The sequence below is a fragment of the Microbacterium sp. NPDC077391 genome, assembly GCF_040686955.1.
Classification (GTDB): Bacteria; Actinomycetota; Actinomycetes; order Actinomycetales; family Microbacteriaceae; genus Microbacterium; species Microbacterium commune.
In genome coordinates, this window is the sequence record NZ_JBFBMI010000001.1 from 436,839 (window position 1) to 451,148 (window position 14,310).

Below are 14,310 nucleotides of genomic sequence, written 5' to 3' on the forward strand. Positions count from 1 at the left end.
CGCAGCCCGGCATCGGATATCCGGCGGCGGATTAGGCTGGATGGATGCCCTCCCCGTTCGACCAGTCCTCGTATCAGGTGCGCTTCGACTGGGGCGCGGACGGGCTCGCTCGGCTCGCGCCCGCCGGCATCGTGATCGTCGTCGACGTGCTGCGCTTCTCGTCCACCCTCGCCGACGCCGTCGCCGCGGGGCAGCGCGTCACGCTCGAATCGGCTGTGTCGTGGTCGACGAACGGCGCCGCGGTCGCCTCGGCCGCGTCAGCCGCGGCTGGTCCGGATGCCCATCCCGCGACGGTGCTGATCGGCGGCATCCGCAACGCCGCCGCGACCGCTCGGGCGGTGCTGGACGTGCAGGAGCGGCAGGGGGCGCGGGCCTCGGTCTCGGTCATCGCGGCGGGCGAGCTCGCATCCACCGGCGAGCTGCGTTTCGCGGTCGAGGATCAGCTCGGCGCCGGAGCGATCATCGCCGCGCTCTGCGACCTCGGCATCGATCACTCGTCGCCGGAGGCGGCCGCGGCGGCCGAGGCGTTCCGTGCGCTGCGGCCGGGGATGCGGCACATGCTCGTCGGCAGCGGCTCCGGCCGCGAGCTGGTCGCAGGGGTGGCCTCCACCGCCCGCATGGAGGCCGCCGGAGTGCGCCCGGCGACCACGGCAGAGGCGGCGGAGCTGGATGCCGTCGACACCGCTGCCGTGCTGCGCGACGGTGTCTTCGAGCGCTTCCGCTGACCGGCCGCGCGGCATCGACAGCACCGTCGGGCGGCGGCATAGGGTCGGAGCATGAGGTTTGTCCCCGCGGTCATCGTCGACGCCGTGTTCGTGCTCATCTTCGCGGCGATCGGCCGCGCATCGCACGACGAGAATCCGCTCGGGTTCCTGCTCACGGCCTGGCCGTTCCTGGTCGCGCTCGTCGTCGGGCACGCGCTCGCCGCGCTCGTCCCCGCGCGCCCGCGGCGGCCGTGGTCGCTCGGCTGGGGCGTGATCGTCTGGGTCGTGACGGTGGGCGGCGGGATGCTGCTGCGCATCGCCACGGGCGACACCGCCGAGACCCCGTTCATCATCGTCGCCTCGCTGGTGCTCGCGGCCATGCTGCTCGGCTGGCGGCTGATCGCCCTGCTCACCCGGCGCTATCGCGCTCCGCGGGTCGCGGACTGACGCCCGCCGCCCGCAGCGCCGACCGACTGAGCGCGCTCAGCGCGGCAGCTGCGCGGCGAGCCTGTCGGCCGCGGTGATCTCGCGGCGATGCCATTCGAACAGGAAGCGCCGATCGAAACGGCGCGAGCACTTCGCGCACGACGTCTCGCGCGCCGGGCGGCGGTGACGATAGGCGACGTGCCCGGCGGGGCAGCTCCCGATCCACGGTGCGAGCTCGGTCGCGGTCTCGCCCTGGTGGGTGGTGCCGCCGACATAGCCCAGCGAGCGCGCGGTGCGCTTCCAGGCCGGTCCGTGCCCCGCCGCGTGCCCCGCCAGCGCGTGCGCCACTTCGTGCAGCAGCGTCTGATGCACCTCGTCGTCGTCGAACCGGGCGGCGAGATACCGCGACACCGAGATGCGGCGGCGCTGGTAGTCGCACAGTCCGGCACGACGCTTGGCGTTGTCGAACTCGAACGACCACGACTCGTCGAGGTGCATGCGGATCAGCGCGTCACCCCAGACGCGCACGCGGTTCAGATCGGCCATGTGATCAGAGTAGAACCGGCGACCGACATCGGGTCTAGACGAGCGCGTCGGCTTCCATCGCGCTGCGCCGCTCGGCGGCCTCGATGGCGCGCAGCGCCTTCTCGAGATCCGAGTCGTCGGCGCCGGCCGCCCGGCGCAGGAACAGCGAGCGCTTGAAGCTCTCCCGCGCCTGCTCGAAGTCGCGCACCTCGTACGCGTTCTTGCCGTGGTGCTGATGCGCGAAGGCGGCGATCCCCGCCCAGCCCTGACCCTCGGCCTCGCTCGCGCAGGTGGCGAGCTCCTGAGCCGCCGCGGCGTTGGCGCCGCGGTTCTGCAGCACCGTGGCGTGCAGCACGCGGGCGCGCAGCAGGTCTTTGCGGGTGCCGGCCATGCGCGCCTGTCGCACCGTCTCGTCGGCGAGCTCGAGCGCCTCGTCGAGCCGATCGAGCACCTTCAGCAGCCACACGCGCTCGAGCAGCACGGGAAGACTGCGCTGATGCTCGATCTCGGCGAGACGCGTCACGCATTCCCGCGGGTCGACGATCTCACGAAGGGTGTCGGGGTCGTAACCCTGGATCAAATTCACGACTGATGGCTCCTCTCCGCGACCGTCATCCCAGTCTGCCCCGAGGATCTGAGAACCGTCCGAGGCACGCCCTGGATGACCCCGAACCGAGGATCAGCGCAGGAAGATGCTCGCGTCGGGGCGGGGGGATGCCACGGCATCCGCGTCGGTGACGATCGCCGCGCCCTTCGCGAACGCCGCGACCTCGGCATCCTGAGCGATCTTCGCCGGATGCGGACCCGCGGCCAGCAGCCGCGGCAGCCACTCGGTCGGAAGCGGAGTGCGTGAGGCGGCCATCACGAGATTGCCGAATCGGCGTCCCTTCAGCACCTGCGTGTCGGCGAGCAGGGCGACCTCGTCGAACACGCTCATCGCGGTCGCCACCTGGCGGCGCGCGAACGCGAGCCCAGGGCCGTCGGCGACGTTCACCAGCAGCACGCCCGCCGGCGCGAGCAGGTCGGCGATCTCGCGGTAGAACTCCAGGCTGGTCAGGTGAGCGGGCGTCTGGGCACCGGAGAACACGTCCGAGACGACGAGATCGCAGCGCCCGGTCAGGGCGGGCGGCAGGCGCCGCAGCCCCTCGCGCGCGTCGCCGATCCGGATGCGGATGGCCGCCGACCGCGGCAGCGGAAGGTGCTCGCGCACGAGCGCGACCAGCGGAGCCTCCAGCTCGATCACCTGCTGGCGCGATCCGGGCCTGGTCGCCTCGATGTAGCGGGGGACGGTCAGCGCGCCCGCGCCGAGATGCACGACGCTGAGCGGGGCGGATGCCGACGGGCCGAGCTGATCGATCACCGCGCCCATCCGCACGATGTACTCGAAGTGCAGGTGGGTGGGATCATCCAGGTCGACGTGCGACTGCGGCGTGCCGTCGACGATCAGCTCGAAGCCGCTGCCGAACTCGCTCGGCGCCACCTCGGCGATGCCGCCGTGCTCGAGCCGCGCCTGCGGGTTCGCGGCATCCCGCGCGCGTGCTCGTCCCATGCTCATCTCCTCTGTCGTGCGGTCTGCGGGGTGCAGGTCGCTTGGTCGTGTCCGTGCCAGAGAGCATCCGTCAGCGACGCCGGCCGCCCGAGCAGGTCTCCTGGTTCAGGTCGATGCCGCTGATCTGCTCCGACAGCACGACGCCGTCGGTCACCGACGGTGCGGGGCTCGGCGCATCGGATGCCGGGGCGGAGGGCTCCGCAGGCGAGACCGGGTCGTCGGCGACCACGCCGCCGTGGTTGCTGGCCTCACCGGTGATCTGCATCGACTCCCCGGTGCGGATGGCCTGCCACATCGGCTCGGCCGCGCCGTCATCGGTCACGACGCGGTTCGGATCGGACGGCGCCTCGACCGTGGGCAGCTGCAGGAACTTGAACTCCTCGAACGGCACGTCCTTCAGTGCGAGCGCGAGCTGCGCGAGGCGTACCGGGTTGGCGAGCTCCCTGCTCGGATCGACGTTGTCGGCGACGACGTTCGACAGCCGCAGCACCTTCGGCACGTCGGTGAGGGTCTCGCTGCTGAGGATCGTCTTCGCCAGACGCGACATGTACTGCTGCTGGTTGGAGATGCGCGCGAGGTCGCTGCCGTCGCCGATGCCCTTGCGCACCCGGATGAACTGCAGCGCGTCGTAACCCGACACCGTGCGCAGTCCGGGCGGCCAGTCGATCCCGGTGTCGCGGTCGCGGATGCCCGTGCCGCCGACGCAGATCTGCACCCCGCCGATCGCGTCGGTGATCTTCATCACGCCGTCGAAGCTGAGCTTCGCGGCGAAGCCGATGTCGATCCCGCTCAGCGCGGCGACCGACTTGATGACGCACGACAGCCCGGCCCGCTCGAAGACGGTGTTGATCACCGCCGAGGATGCTCCGGATGCCACCGAGCCGTCCTCACGCGTGCATTCGGGCACCTCCAGCATCAGGTCGCGCGGCAGCGAGACGACGCTCACCTTGCGCGGCTCGGCCGAGACGTGCACGAGCAGGTTGACGTCGTTGCGGATGCCGTCCTCGCCGACGCACCGCTCACCGAGCTTCTGCGTCGACACCTCACCGCACTCGTCCGTGCCGACGAGGAGGACCGCGAACTCGCCCGGGTACGCCGCGAGCGCCGGGGGAGCGACCTTCGGTGCGTCCTCCAGGTCGACCGCGTCCTGACCCACCCGCAGCGTGAGGTCCGCGGCGATGAAGCCGCCGATCCCGAGAGCCGAGACCGCGACGACCGCGGCGCCGATGCCCAGCATCCGCAGAGCCGACCCCCAGGCCGAGGGCGTGCGGTGCGGCGCGTGCTGAGCGACGGGGGTGCGCGTCATGGCACCCGACCCTACAGCGCGCGGCAGGGGCCGACCCGATACCGGATCGCAACACGCGAAAGTTTGGCGATCGGCGGGGCGCTGAGTAGCGTCAAGACATCATGTGCGGATGCGATGGGGCATCCGATTCATGCGAAGAAGCATTCCACAGAGAGGCACACCATGCTCCACAGCACCCGCAGGCGAGGCTTCGCGCTCGCCGCCGGCGCGGCCGTCGCAGCGATGCTGCTGACCGGCTGCGTCGCCAGCCAGCGTGACGACGACAACAGCTCCGAGTCGTCCAGCGACGTCGACAGCACCTTCGTCTTCGCCGCATCGTCCGACCCGCAGGGCCTCGACCCGGCCCTCGCGCAGGACGGCGAGACCTTCCGCGTCTCGCGCCAGATCTTCGAGGGTCTCGTCGGCACCGAGCCCGGCACCGCCGACCCCGCTCCGCTGCTGGCCGAGTCGTGGGAGTCGTCCGAGGACGGCATGAGCCACACCTTCGACCTGAAGACCGGGGTGACGTTCCACGACGGCACGCCGTTCAACGCCGAGGCCGTCTGCTTCAACTTCGAGCGCTGGTACAACTGGACCGATCTGCTCGCCTCCGAGGCGCTCGGCTACTACTACAACAAGCTGTTCCGCGGCTACGCATCGAACCCGGCGGACGCCGTGTACAAGTCGTGCACCCCCGACGGCGACGACAAGGTCACGATCGAGCTGAACAAGCCCTTCGCGGGCTTCGTCGCCTCGCTGTCGCTGCCCGCGTTCAGCATGCAGAGCCCGTCGGCGCTGCAGGAGTTCAAGGCCGATGAGGTCGGCGGCACCGCCGCTGCGCCCACGCTGTCGGAGTACGCGAAGGCGCACCCCGTCGGCACCGGACCGTTCCAGTTCGACTCGTGGGCCCCGGGCGAGAACGTCACGCTCACGTCCTACGGCGACTACTGGGGCGAGAAGGGCCAGATCGAAGAGGTCATCTTCCGCGTCATCGACGACCCGACCGCTCGCCGCCAGGCGCTCGAGGCCGGCGACATCGACGGGTACGACCTGGTCGGCCCCGCCGACACCAAGGCCCTCGAGGAGAAGGGCTTCACCATGGTGTCGCGCAAGCCGTTCACGATCCTCTACCTCGGCTTCAACCAGGCGGTGCCCGAGCTGCAGGACATCACGGTGCGCGAGGCGCTCTCGCACGCCATCGACAAGGACGCGCTGATCAAGCAGGTGCTGCCCGAGGGCACCGAGAAGGCCACGCAGTTCGTGCCGCCGGTGGTCAACGGCTACAACAAGGACGTCACCACCTACGAGTACGACGTCGACAAGGCGAAGTCGATGCTGGCCGAGGCCGGCTACACGGCCGACAACCCGCTCACGCTGACCTTCAACTACCCGGTCAACGTGTCGCGTCCGTACATGCCCAACCCCGAGCAGATCTTCACCGTGCTGGCGAAGCAGCTCGAGGAGGCGGGCGTGAAGGTCAACCCGCAGACCGACGCGTGGAGCCCGGACTACCTCGAGAAGATCTCGAGCACGCCCGACCACGGCATCCACCTGCTGGGCTGGACCGGCGACTACAACGACACCGACAACTTCGTCGGCGTCTTCTTCGGACAGCAGAGCGCGGAGTGGGGCTTCGACAACGCCGAGCTGTTCGGCGCACTGGCGGATGCCCGTGGCATCTCGAACATCGAGGACCAGACCGCGGCGTACGAGAAGATCAACGAGGAGGTTGCGGAGTTCATCCCCGGTGTCCCGCTGGCCCACCCGGCGCCCACCCTCGCGTTCGCCGAGCGTGTGAAGAGCTACCCGGCCAGCCCGGTGAACGACGAGGTCTTCTCGGAGATCGTCCTCACCAAGTGATGCCCGCCACGTCGTCCGCCTCGGACCTGTGAGGTCCGGGGCGGGCGACGCGCCCTGACGGAGAACTTCGTGCTGCGAACAATCGGCAAGCGGCTGCTGCTGCTCATCCCCACCCTCTTCGGCCTCAGCATCCTGCTGTTCGCGTGGGTCCGCGCCCTGCCGGGCGGCCCCGCCGTCGCCCTGCTCGGCGAGAAGGCCACCCCGGCGGCGGTCGAGCAGGTCAACGCCCTCTACGGCTTCGACCGGCCCCTCATCGAGCAGTACGTCACCTGGATCGGCAGACTGCTGCAGGGCGACTTCGGCGCGTCGATCGTCACGTCCCGCCCCGTCGTGGAGGAGTTCTTCCGCCGCTTCCCGGCCACGATCGAGCTCAGCATCGCCGCGCTCGTCTTCGCGGTCGGCATCGGCATCCCGCTCGGATACTGGGCGGCGCGCCGCCACGGGAAGTGGACCGACCACGGCGCGGTGATCTTCAGCCTGGTCGGCATCACCATCCCGGTGTTCTTCCTCGCGTTCATCCTCAAGTACATCTTCGCCGTGCAGCTGGGCTGGCTTCCCTCCGACGGAAGGCAGAGCCCGCGCATCAACGCCACGCACGTCACCGGCTTCTACGTCTGGGACGGCATCATCACCGGCGAGTTCGATGCGGCGTGGGACGCCGTCCTGCACCTGGTGCTGCCCGCGCTCGCGCTGGGCACGATCCCGCTGGCGATCATCGTGCGCATCACCAGGGCCAGCGTGCTCGAGGTGCAGAACGCCGACTACGTCCGCACCGGCAAGGCGAAGGGCGTGGCGCCCACCACGCTGCGCAACCGGTTCATCCTGCGCAACGCGATGCTGCCCGTGATCACCACGATCGGACTGCAGACGGGTCTGCTGATCTCGGGCGCGGTGCTCACCGAGACCGTGTTCGCCTATCCCGGCATCGGGTCGTTCCTCGCGCAGTCGATCTTCGCGCGGGACTTCCCCGTGCTGCAGGGCTTCATCATCTTCATCGCGATCGCGTACGCGCTGATCAACCTGGCCGTCGACGTGTCGTACAGCCTGATCGATCCGAGAGTGAGGGTTCAGTGATGAGCGCAGTGCTCCCACCCGCCCAGGGCGGCGAGGTGCTCGACACCGTCGCCGTCGCACAGGCCGACCTCGCGTCCGGCGGCGGATTCTGGCATGACGTGTTCCGACGCCTGCGGCGCAACCCCGCCGCGTGGGTCGGCGCCGTCATCGTGCTGCTGTTCCTGCTGGTCGCGGCGCTGGCTCCGCTGCTCGCACCGTACCCGGAGCGCGCTCTCCCGGGCACCGAGTACATCACGCCCACCGGCATCCCCGGGATCGGCGACGTCGACGGATTCCCGCTCGGTCTCGACCGCTTCGGCGGCGACGTGCTGTCGAAGCTGATCTGGGGAGCGCAGGCCTCGCTGCTGGTCGGCGTCGTCTCCACCGCCCTCGGTCTCGTCGGCGGCATGCTGCTCGGCCTGCTCGCGGGAACCTTCGGGGGCTGGGTCGACACGCTGATCATGCGCATCGTCGACATCATCCTCTCGGTGCCGAACCTGCTGCTCGCGGTGTCGATCGCCGCGATCCTGGGGCAGACGCCGTCGGCGGTGATGATCGCCATCGGAGCGTCCCAGGTGCCGATCTTCGCCCGCCTGCTGCGTGCGTCGATGCTGCAGCAGCGCTCGGCCGAGTACGTGCTCTCGGCGCAGACGCTCGGGCTCGGTCGCGGCCGCATCACCATGTCGCACGTGCTGCCGAACGCCATCGGCCCGGTCATCGTGCAGGGAACCCTCACCCTCGCCACCGCGGTGATCGACGCGGCGGCGCTGTCGTTCCTCGGTCTCGGCGGCGGACGCCCCGAGACGGCCGAGTGGGGTCGGATGCTGACCTACGCGCAGAACGAGCTGGCGATCGCTCCGCAGTTGGCCTTCCTCCCCGGCATCTGCATCGCGGTGACCGCGCTGGGCTTCACGCTGTTCGGCGAGGCGCTGCGCGAGGCGATGGACCCGAGGACGCGTGCGCGATGAGGAACGAGACGATGAACACGAACCCGGATGCCGTGCGCCAGCCGCTGCTGCAGGTGTCGAACCTGGCCGTCGACTTCGGCACCGTCGACGGCGTCGTGCACGCCGTCGAGGGCGTCGACCTCGAGATCGCCCCGGGGGAGACCGTCGCGATCGTCGGCGAGTCCGGCTCGGGGAAGTCGACCACCGCGATGGCCGTGATCGGTCTGCTCGCCTCGGGCGGTCGGGTGGCCGGTGGCAGCATCACCCTCGACGGGCGCGAACTGGTCGGCATCTCCGAGAACGAGATGCGCAAAATCCGCGGTCGCGACATCGGCATGGTGCCGCAGGATCCGATGTCGAACCTCAACCCCGTCGCCAAGATCGGCACGCAGGTCGCCGAGACGCTGCTCGCGCACGGCCTCGCGAACCGCTCCACCGTGCAGCAGAAGGTCATCGAGGCGCTCTCCGCGGCAGGTCTTCCCGACCCCGAGCGTCGCGCCAAGCAGTACCCGCACGAGCTGTCGGGAGGTCTGCGCCAGCGCGCCCTCATCGCGATCGGCCTGGCCTGCCGGCCGCGTCTGCTCATCGCCGACGAGCCCACCAGCGCGCTGGACGTCACCGTGCAGCAGACGATCCTCGATCAGCTCGACGAGATGACACGCGAGCTCGGCACCGCCGTGCTGCTGATCACGCACGACCTCGGTCTCGCCGCGGAACGCGCCCAGCGGGTGGCGGTCATGCACCGCGGTCGCGTCGTCGAGCAGGGCCCGGCGCGCCAGATCCTCGAGGACCCGCAGCATCCGTACACGCAGAGTCTGGTGCAGGCGGCGCCGTCGATCGCCGCCGCGCGGCTGCAGCCGGAGGTGTTCCAGACGGGGCGGGAGCAGGATGCCGTGGCGGACGCCGTCGCAGACAACATCGTCGAGATCGAGGGACTGCGCAAGGTGTACCCGATGCGCGGGAGCGCGTCGGACTTCGTCGCCGTCGACGACGTGTCGCTCGCGATCCCGCGCGGCAAGACCGTCGCCATCGTGGGCGAGTCGGGGTCGGGCAAGACGACCACCGCCCGCATGCTGCTCAAGCTCATCGAGCCGACCGCCGGCACGATCCGCTTCGAGGGCAACGACATCGCGAAGCTCGACCGCGCGCAGTCGCGGGAGTTCCGCCAGCGCGTGCAGCCGGTGTTCCAGGACCCGTACTCGAGCCTCAACCCGATGTTCACGATCGAGCGTCTGATCGCCGAGCCGCTGGAGTTCTACAAGCGCGGCAGTCGCGCCGAGCGTCGCTCGCGCGTGCGCACCCTGCTCGATGACGTCGCCCTGCCGCAGTCGATGCTGCAGCGCTACCCGTCGGAGCTGTCCGGCGGTCAGCGTCAGCGCGTCGCCATCGCCCGCGCTCTCGCCCTCTCTCCCGATCTCATCGTCTGCGACGAGCCGGTGTCGGCCCTCGACGTGCTCGTGCAGGACCAGATCCTCACCCTGCTCGGCGACCTGCAGAAGGAGTACGGACTCAGCTATCTGTTCATCTCGCACGACCTCGCGGTGGTGCGTCTGATCAGCGACTATGTGTGCGTGATGAAGGACGGCGCGCTCGTGGAGGCGGCCAGCTCGGAGGAGATCTTCACCAACCCCCGCGACCCGTACACGCGGCGCCTGCTGGCATCCATCCCGGGCAACGAGCTCGGCATCGCCTCCTGACGCGGGGCGTCAGCCTCGCAGGTCGGGGTCGCGCGCCCAGCGCCGCGACAGCGCGCGCACGCGCAGCGCGCGCGCCTGCCACGACACCCAGAGCACCGGCCAGAGCAGCGCGGCGGTCGGCCCGTCGAACGTCAGCCGGTCGCGCCAGAGCGTCCGGCCGGGGTGGCCCGGCTGAGCGCAGACCGCCATCTGGTGGTCCCACACGTCGAGTGCGCCGAGCGGGCCGGTGAGTGGGATGCCGCTGTCGCGGAGGATGCGCACCGGACCGCCGGGCTCGTCGACGGTGCGATCGCTGATGTGGATCAGCTGCGTGCCGACCGGGACGCGCCCGAACGCGGCCAGTCGCACCGGCACCTCGTCGCCCGGAGTCCACCGCTCGGGCAGGCCGTCGGGCAGCAACGGCTGCATCTGCAGCAGGGGAGCGTACAGCTCGCCCACGATGCGCGGCGAATGCAGCGCCCGCCACGCGGTGTCGACGTCGCAGTCGATGGTGAACTTCAGCATGATGCGCATACTGCAGTGTCGCTCATACCCCAGCATCCGGCATTGGTCAAGGATTCCGCTTGCCATGTCGTGAAATCGTGCGTATAGTTGGTAGTTGCGCTCGCTTCTCCGTGCCCTCATATGGTGGTCGGCATCCGTTGAGCTCTCGAGCGCGTTCTCCACCGACGTCTAGGAATCGACCAGCCCCTGCGCGGGGCTCACGGAGGTTACTCCCTTGGCTGCTGCTCGCAACGCATCCACATCCACCACCAACAAGAACGGCCGCGGAGTCTCCCGCCTCTCGTTCGCCAAGATCTCCGACACGCTCGATGTCCCGGATCTGCTGGCTCTGCAGACCGAGTCGTTCGGCTGGCTCGTCGGCAACGACGACTGGAAGGCGCGCGTCGCCGAGGCCAAGAAGTCCGGCCGCAACGACGTCTCCGAGGTCTCCGGCCTTGGCGAGATCTTCGAGGAGATCTCCCCGATCGAGGACCTCGGCGAGACCATGCAGCTCTCGTTCACGAACCCGTACCTCGAGCCCGAGAAGTACTCGATCGACGAGTGCAAGGAGCGCGGCAAGACCTACGCGGCCCCGCTGTACGTCGAGGCCGAGTTCATGAACCACCTCACCGGTGAGATCAAGACCCAGACGGTCTTCATGGGCGACTTCCCGCTGCAGACCGGCAAGGGCACGTTCATCATCAACGGCTCCGAGCGCGTCGTCGTCTCGCAGCTCGTCCGCTCGCCCGGTGTCTACTTCGACAAGACTCCCGACAAGACGAGTGACAAGGACATCGTCACCGCTCGCGTCATCCCCAGCCGCGGTGCGTGGCTGGAGTTCGAGATCGACAAGCGCGACCAGGTCGGCGTGCGCATCGACCGCAAGCGCAAGCAGTCCGTCACCGTCTTCCTGAAGGCGCTGGGCATGTCGAGCGAGCAGATCCTCGCCGAGTTCTCCGGCTTCCCCTCGATCGAGGAGACCCTGGCGAAGGACACCATCCTCACCCAGGAAGACGCGCTGCGCGACATCTACCGCAAGCTGCGTCCGGGCGAGCAGGTCGCCGCCGAGGCCGCGCGCTCGCTGCTGGACAACTTCTACTTCAACCCGAAGCGCTACGACCTGGCGAAGGTGGGTCGCTACAAGATCAACCAGAAGCTCGGTCTCGCCGCTCCGCTCACCGACTCGGTGCTCACCGTCGACGACATCGTCGCGACCATCAAGTACCTGGTGCGCATCCACCGCGGCGACGAAACGTTCGAAGGCATCCGCGGCGGCAAGAAGACCGAGATCCGCATCGCGACCGACGACATCGACAACTTCGGCAACCGTCGCATCCGCGCCGTCGGCGAGCTGATCCAGAACCAGGTCCGCACCGGTCTGTCGCGCATGGAGCGCGTCGTCCGCGAGCGCATGACCACGCAGGACATCGAGGCGATCACGCCGCAGACCCTGATCAACGTGCGCCCCGTCGTGGCCGCGATCAAGGAGTTCTTCGGCACCTCGCAGCTGTCGCAGTTCATGGACCAGAACAACCCGCTCGCGGGTCTGACCAACAAGCGCCGCCTGTCGGCCCTCGGCCCCGGTGGTCTCTCGCGTGACCGCGCCGGCGTCGAGGTGCGAGACGTGCACCCGTCGCACTACGGCCGCATGTGCCCGATCGAGACGCCGGAAGGCCCGAACATCGGCCTGATCGGTGCGCTCGCGACGTTCGCGCGCATCAACTCGTTCGGCTTCATCGAGACGCCGTACCGTCGCGTCGTCGACGGCGCCGTCACCGACCAGATCGACTACCTCACGGCAGCCGAGGAGGTCGACTTCAACATCGCCCAGGCCAACGCGCCGCTCGACAAGAACGGCCGCTTCATCGAGAGCCACGTCCTGGCCCGCCCCCGCGGCGGATCGGGTGAGGTCGACCTGTTCCTGCCCGAGGAGATCGGCTACATCGATGTCTCGCCGCGCCAGATGGTGTCGGTCGCGACCTCGCTCGTGCCGTTCCTCGAGCACGACGACGCGCAGCGCGCGCTCATGGGCGCCAACATGCAGCGTCAGGCCGTGCCGCTGCTGCGCTCGGACTCGCCGCTCGTCGGCACCGGCATGGAGGGCTACACCGCCATCGACGCGGGTGACGTGATCACCGCGCAGAAGGCCGGTGTGGTCAGCGAGGTCTCCGCAGACCGCGTCGTCGTCATGCTCGACGAGGGCGGCACGCAGGAGTACCACCTGCGCAAGTTCGACCGCTCCAACCAGGGCACCTCCTACAACCAGCGCGTGATCGTCAGCGCCGGTGAGCGCGTCGAGGTCGGCGAGGTCATCGCCGACGGTCCCGCCACCGAGAACGGCGAGCTCGCTCTCGGCAAGAACCTGCTCGTGGCGTTCATGCCGTGGGAGGGTCACAACTTCGAGGACGCCATCATCCTCAGCCAGGAGCTGGTGAAGGACGACACCCTCTCGTCGATCCACATCGAGGAGTACGAGGTCGACGCCCGCGACACGAAGCTGGGCAAGGAGGAGATCACCCGTGACCTCCCCAACGTCAGCCCCGAGCTGCTGAAGGACCTCGACGAGCGCGGCATCATCCGCATCGGCGCCGAGGTCCGTCCCGGCGACATCCTCGTCGGCAAGGTCACGCCGAAGGGCGAGACCGAGCTGTCGGCCGAAGAGCGCCTGCTGCGCGCCATCTTCAACGAGAAGAGCCGCGAGGTGCGCGACACCTCGCTGAAGGTGCCGCACGGTGAGCAGGGCACGATCATCGCCGTCAAGGAGTTCGACGCCGAGGAGGGCGACGACGAGCTGGGCTCGGGCGTCAACCGCCGCGTCGTGGTCTACATCGCTCAGAAGCGCAAGATCACCGAGGGCGACAAGCTCGCCGGCCGTCACGGCAACAAGGGTGTCATCGCGAAGATCCTGCCCGTCGAGGACATGCCGTTCATGTCGGACGGCACGCCGGTCGACGTCGTGCTGAACCCGCTCGGCATCCCGGGTCGAATGAACTTCGGTCAGGTGCTCGAGACCCACCTCGGCTGGATCGCCAAGACCGGATGGAAGGTGGAGGGCGACCCCGAGTGGGCCGCCAAGCTGCCGGAGAACGGTCGCGACGTCGCCCCGAACACCAAGGTCGCGACCCCGGTGTTCGACGGTGCCAGCGAGGCCGAGATCTCGGGTCTGCTCGACTCGACCCTGCCCACCCGTGACGGCGTGCGCCTGATCGACTCCTCGGGCAAGACGCTGCTGTTCGACGGCCGCTCCGGCGAGCCGTTCCCGGCTCCCGTCTCGGTCGGCTACATGTACATCCTGAAGCTGCACCACCTCGTCGACGACAAGATCCACGCACGCTCGACGGGCCCGTACTCGATGATCACCCAGCAGCCGCTCGGCGGTAAGGCGCAGTTCGGTGGACAGCGCTTCGGTGAGATGGAGGTGTGGGCGCTCGAGGCTTACGGTGCCGCGTACGCACTGCAGGAGCTGCTCACGATCAAGTCCGACGACATCCTCGGCCGCGTCAAGGTGTACGAGGCGATCGTCAAGGGCGAGAACATCCAGGAGCCCGGCATCCCCGAGTCCTTCAAGGTGCTCATGAAGGAGATGCAGTCGCTCTGCCTGAACGTCGAGGTGCTCTCGGCCGACGGCACCGCCGTCAACCTGCGGGACACCGACGACGAGGCCTTCCGCGCAGCGGAGGAGCTCGGCATCAACATCTCCAGCCGTTTCGAAGCCGCGTCGATCGACGAGATCTGATCTCGGCCCTCGACAAGCGACAGATTTTTTCTACACAGGAGAACT

Annotated in this window: 12 protein-coding genes; 7 read left to right on the plus strand and 5 right to left on the minus strand. The window is 69.0% G+C overall.

Going from position 1 to position 14,310, the window contains the following annotated elements; all coding sequences use genetic code 11:
• Positions 1-44 precede the first annotated feature (44 nt).
• Positions 45-725, plus strand: a complete 681-nt coding sequence (locus AB0O65_RS02025; protein ID WP_363382605.1) for a 2-phosphosulfolactate phosphatase — start codon at positions 45-47, stop codon at positions 723-725.
• Positions 726-776: 51 nt separating this feature from the next.
• Positions 777-1,151: a DUF3054 domain-containing protein gene (locus AB0O65_RS02030; protein WP_071644065.1), complete on the plus strand. Its 375-nt coding sequence runs from the start codon at positions 777-779 to the stop codon at positions 1,149-1,151.
• Positions 1,152-1,187: 36 nt separating this feature from the next.
• Here AB0O65_RS02030 and AB0O65_RS02035 read toward each other — a convergent pair whose 3' ends face one another.
• The 4 genes from AB0O65_RS02035 to AB0O65_RS02050 form a co-directional block, all read right to left on the minus strand.
• Positions 1,188-1,676 carry a SprT-like domain-containing protein gene (locus AB0O65_RS02035; RefSeq protein ID WP_191712115.1) on the minus strand — a complete coding sequence of 163 codons (489 nt, stop codon included), beginning with the start codon at positions 1,674-1,676 and terminating at the stop codon, positions 1,188-1,190.
• Positions 1,677-1,710: 34 nt separating this feature from the next.
• Entirely contained in the window at positions 1,711-2,241 is a 531-nt protein-coding gene (locus AB0O65_RS02040) for a hypothetical protein (protein ID WP_071644069.1), read from the minus strand.
• Positions 2,242-2,334: 93 nt separating this feature from the next.
• Positions 2,335-3,204 (minus strand): fused MFS/spermidine synthase, encoded by an 870-nt coding sequence (locus AB0O65_RS02045; protein ID WP_071644071.1) that lies wholly within the window; start codon positions 3,202-3,204, stop codon positions 2,335-2,337.
• 70 nt (positions 3,205-3,274) lie between these two features.
• Positions 3,275-4,510, minus strand: a complete 1,236-nt coding sequence (locus AB0O65_RS02050; protein WP_363382609.1) for an LCP family protein — start codon at positions 4,508-4,510, stop codon at positions 3,275-3,277.
• 162 nt (positions 4,511-4,672) lie between these two features.
• On the opposite strand from AB0O65_RS02050, the gene AB0O65_RS02055 reads away from it, so the two are divergent.
• From AB0O65_RS02055 to AB0O65_RS02070, 4 genes are all read left to right on the plus strand, one after another.
• A complete protein-coding gene (locus AB0O65_RS02055) occupies positions 4,673-6,349 on the plus strand; it encodes an ABC transporter substrate-binding protein (protein ID WP_363382612.1) in 1,677 nt (558 codons plus the stop codon).
• Positions 6,350-6,418: 69 nt separating this feature from the next.
• The gene (locus tag AB0O65_RS02060; RefSeq protein WP_363382615.1) at positions 6,419-7,423 is read left to right on the plus strand and encodes an ABC transporter permease; all 1,005 of its coding nucleotides are present in this window, start codon (positions 6,419-6,421) and stop codon (positions 7,421-7,423) included.
• Positions 7,423-8,370 carry an ABC transporter permease gene (locus tag AB0O65_RS02065; RefSeq protein WP_363382617.1) on the plus strand — a complete coding sequence of 316 codons (948 nt, stop codon included), beginning with the start codon at positions 7,423-7,425 and terminating at the stop codon, positions 8,368-8,370. The genes AB0O65_RS02060 and AB0O65_RS02065 overlap by 1 nt, the downstream gene beginning before the upstream one ends.
• Before the next feature lie 11 nt (positions 8,371-8,381).
• Complete coding sequence (locus tag AB0O65_RS02070; RefSeq protein ID WP_363382619.1) at positions 8,382-10,046, plus strand: ABC transporter ATP-binding protein; 1,665 nt, start codon at positions 8,382-8,384, stop codon at positions 10,044-10,046.
• A 9-nt stretch (positions 10,047-10,055) separates the two neighbouring features.
• On the opposite strand, the gene AB0O65_RS02075 is transcribed toward AB0O65_RS02070, so the two are convergent.
• Entirely contained in the window at positions 10,056-10,550 is a 495-nt protein-coding gene (locus AB0O65_RS02075; RefSeq protein WP_363382622.1) for a hypothetical protein, read from the minus strand.
• Between the two features lie 214 nt (positions 10,551-10,764).
• Between AB0O65_RS02075 and AB0O65_RS02080 the strand changes: the two genes are divergently transcribed.
• The gene (locus AB0O65_RS02080) at positions 10,765-14,265 is read left to right on the plus strand and encodes a DNA-directed RNA polymerase subunit beta (RefSeq protein ID WP_071644086.1); all 3,501 of its coding nucleotides are present in this window, start codon (positions 10,765-10,767) and stop codon (positions 14,263-14,265) included.
• Positions 14,266-14,310: the final 45 nt, after the last annotated feature.

Coding starts and splice junctions, on each gene's coding strand:
- AB0O65_RS02055 (WP_363382612.1), top strand. CDS start 4,673: ATGCTCCACAGCACCCGCAGGCGAGGCTTCGCGCTCGCCGCCGGCGCG.
- AB0O65_RS02025 (WP_363382605.1), top strand. CDS start 45: ATGCCCTCCCCGTTCGACCAGTCCTCGTATCAGGTGCGCTTCGACTGG.
- AB0O65_RS02065 (WP_363382617.1), top strand. CDS start 7,423: ATGAGCGCAGTGCTCCCACCCGCCCAGGGCGGCGAGGTGCTCGACACC.
- AB0O65_RS02075 (WP_363382622.1), bottom strand. CDS start 10,550: ATGCTGAAGTTCACCATCGACTGCGACGTCGACACCGCGTGGCGGGCG.
- AB0O65_RS02045 (WP_071644071.1), bottom strand. CDS start 3,204: ATGGGACGAGCACGCGCGCGGGATGCCGCGAACCCGCAGGCGCGGCTC.
- AB0O65_RS02070 (WP_363382619.1), top strand. CDS start 8,382: ATGAACACGAACCCGGATGCCGTGCGCCAGCCGCTGCTGCAGGTGTCG.
- AB0O65_RS02050 (WP_363382609.1), bottom strand. CDS start 4,510: ATGACGCGCACCCCCGTCGCTCAGCACGCGCCGCACCGCACGCCCTCG.
- AB0O65_RS02030 (WP_071644065.1), top strand. CDS start 777: ATGAGGTTTGTCCCCGCGGTCATCGTCGACGCCGTGTTCGTGCTCATC.
- AB0O65_RS02035 (WP_191712115.1), bottom strand. CDS start 1,676: ATGGCCGATCTGAACCGCGTGCGCGTCTGGGGTGACGCGCTGATCCGC.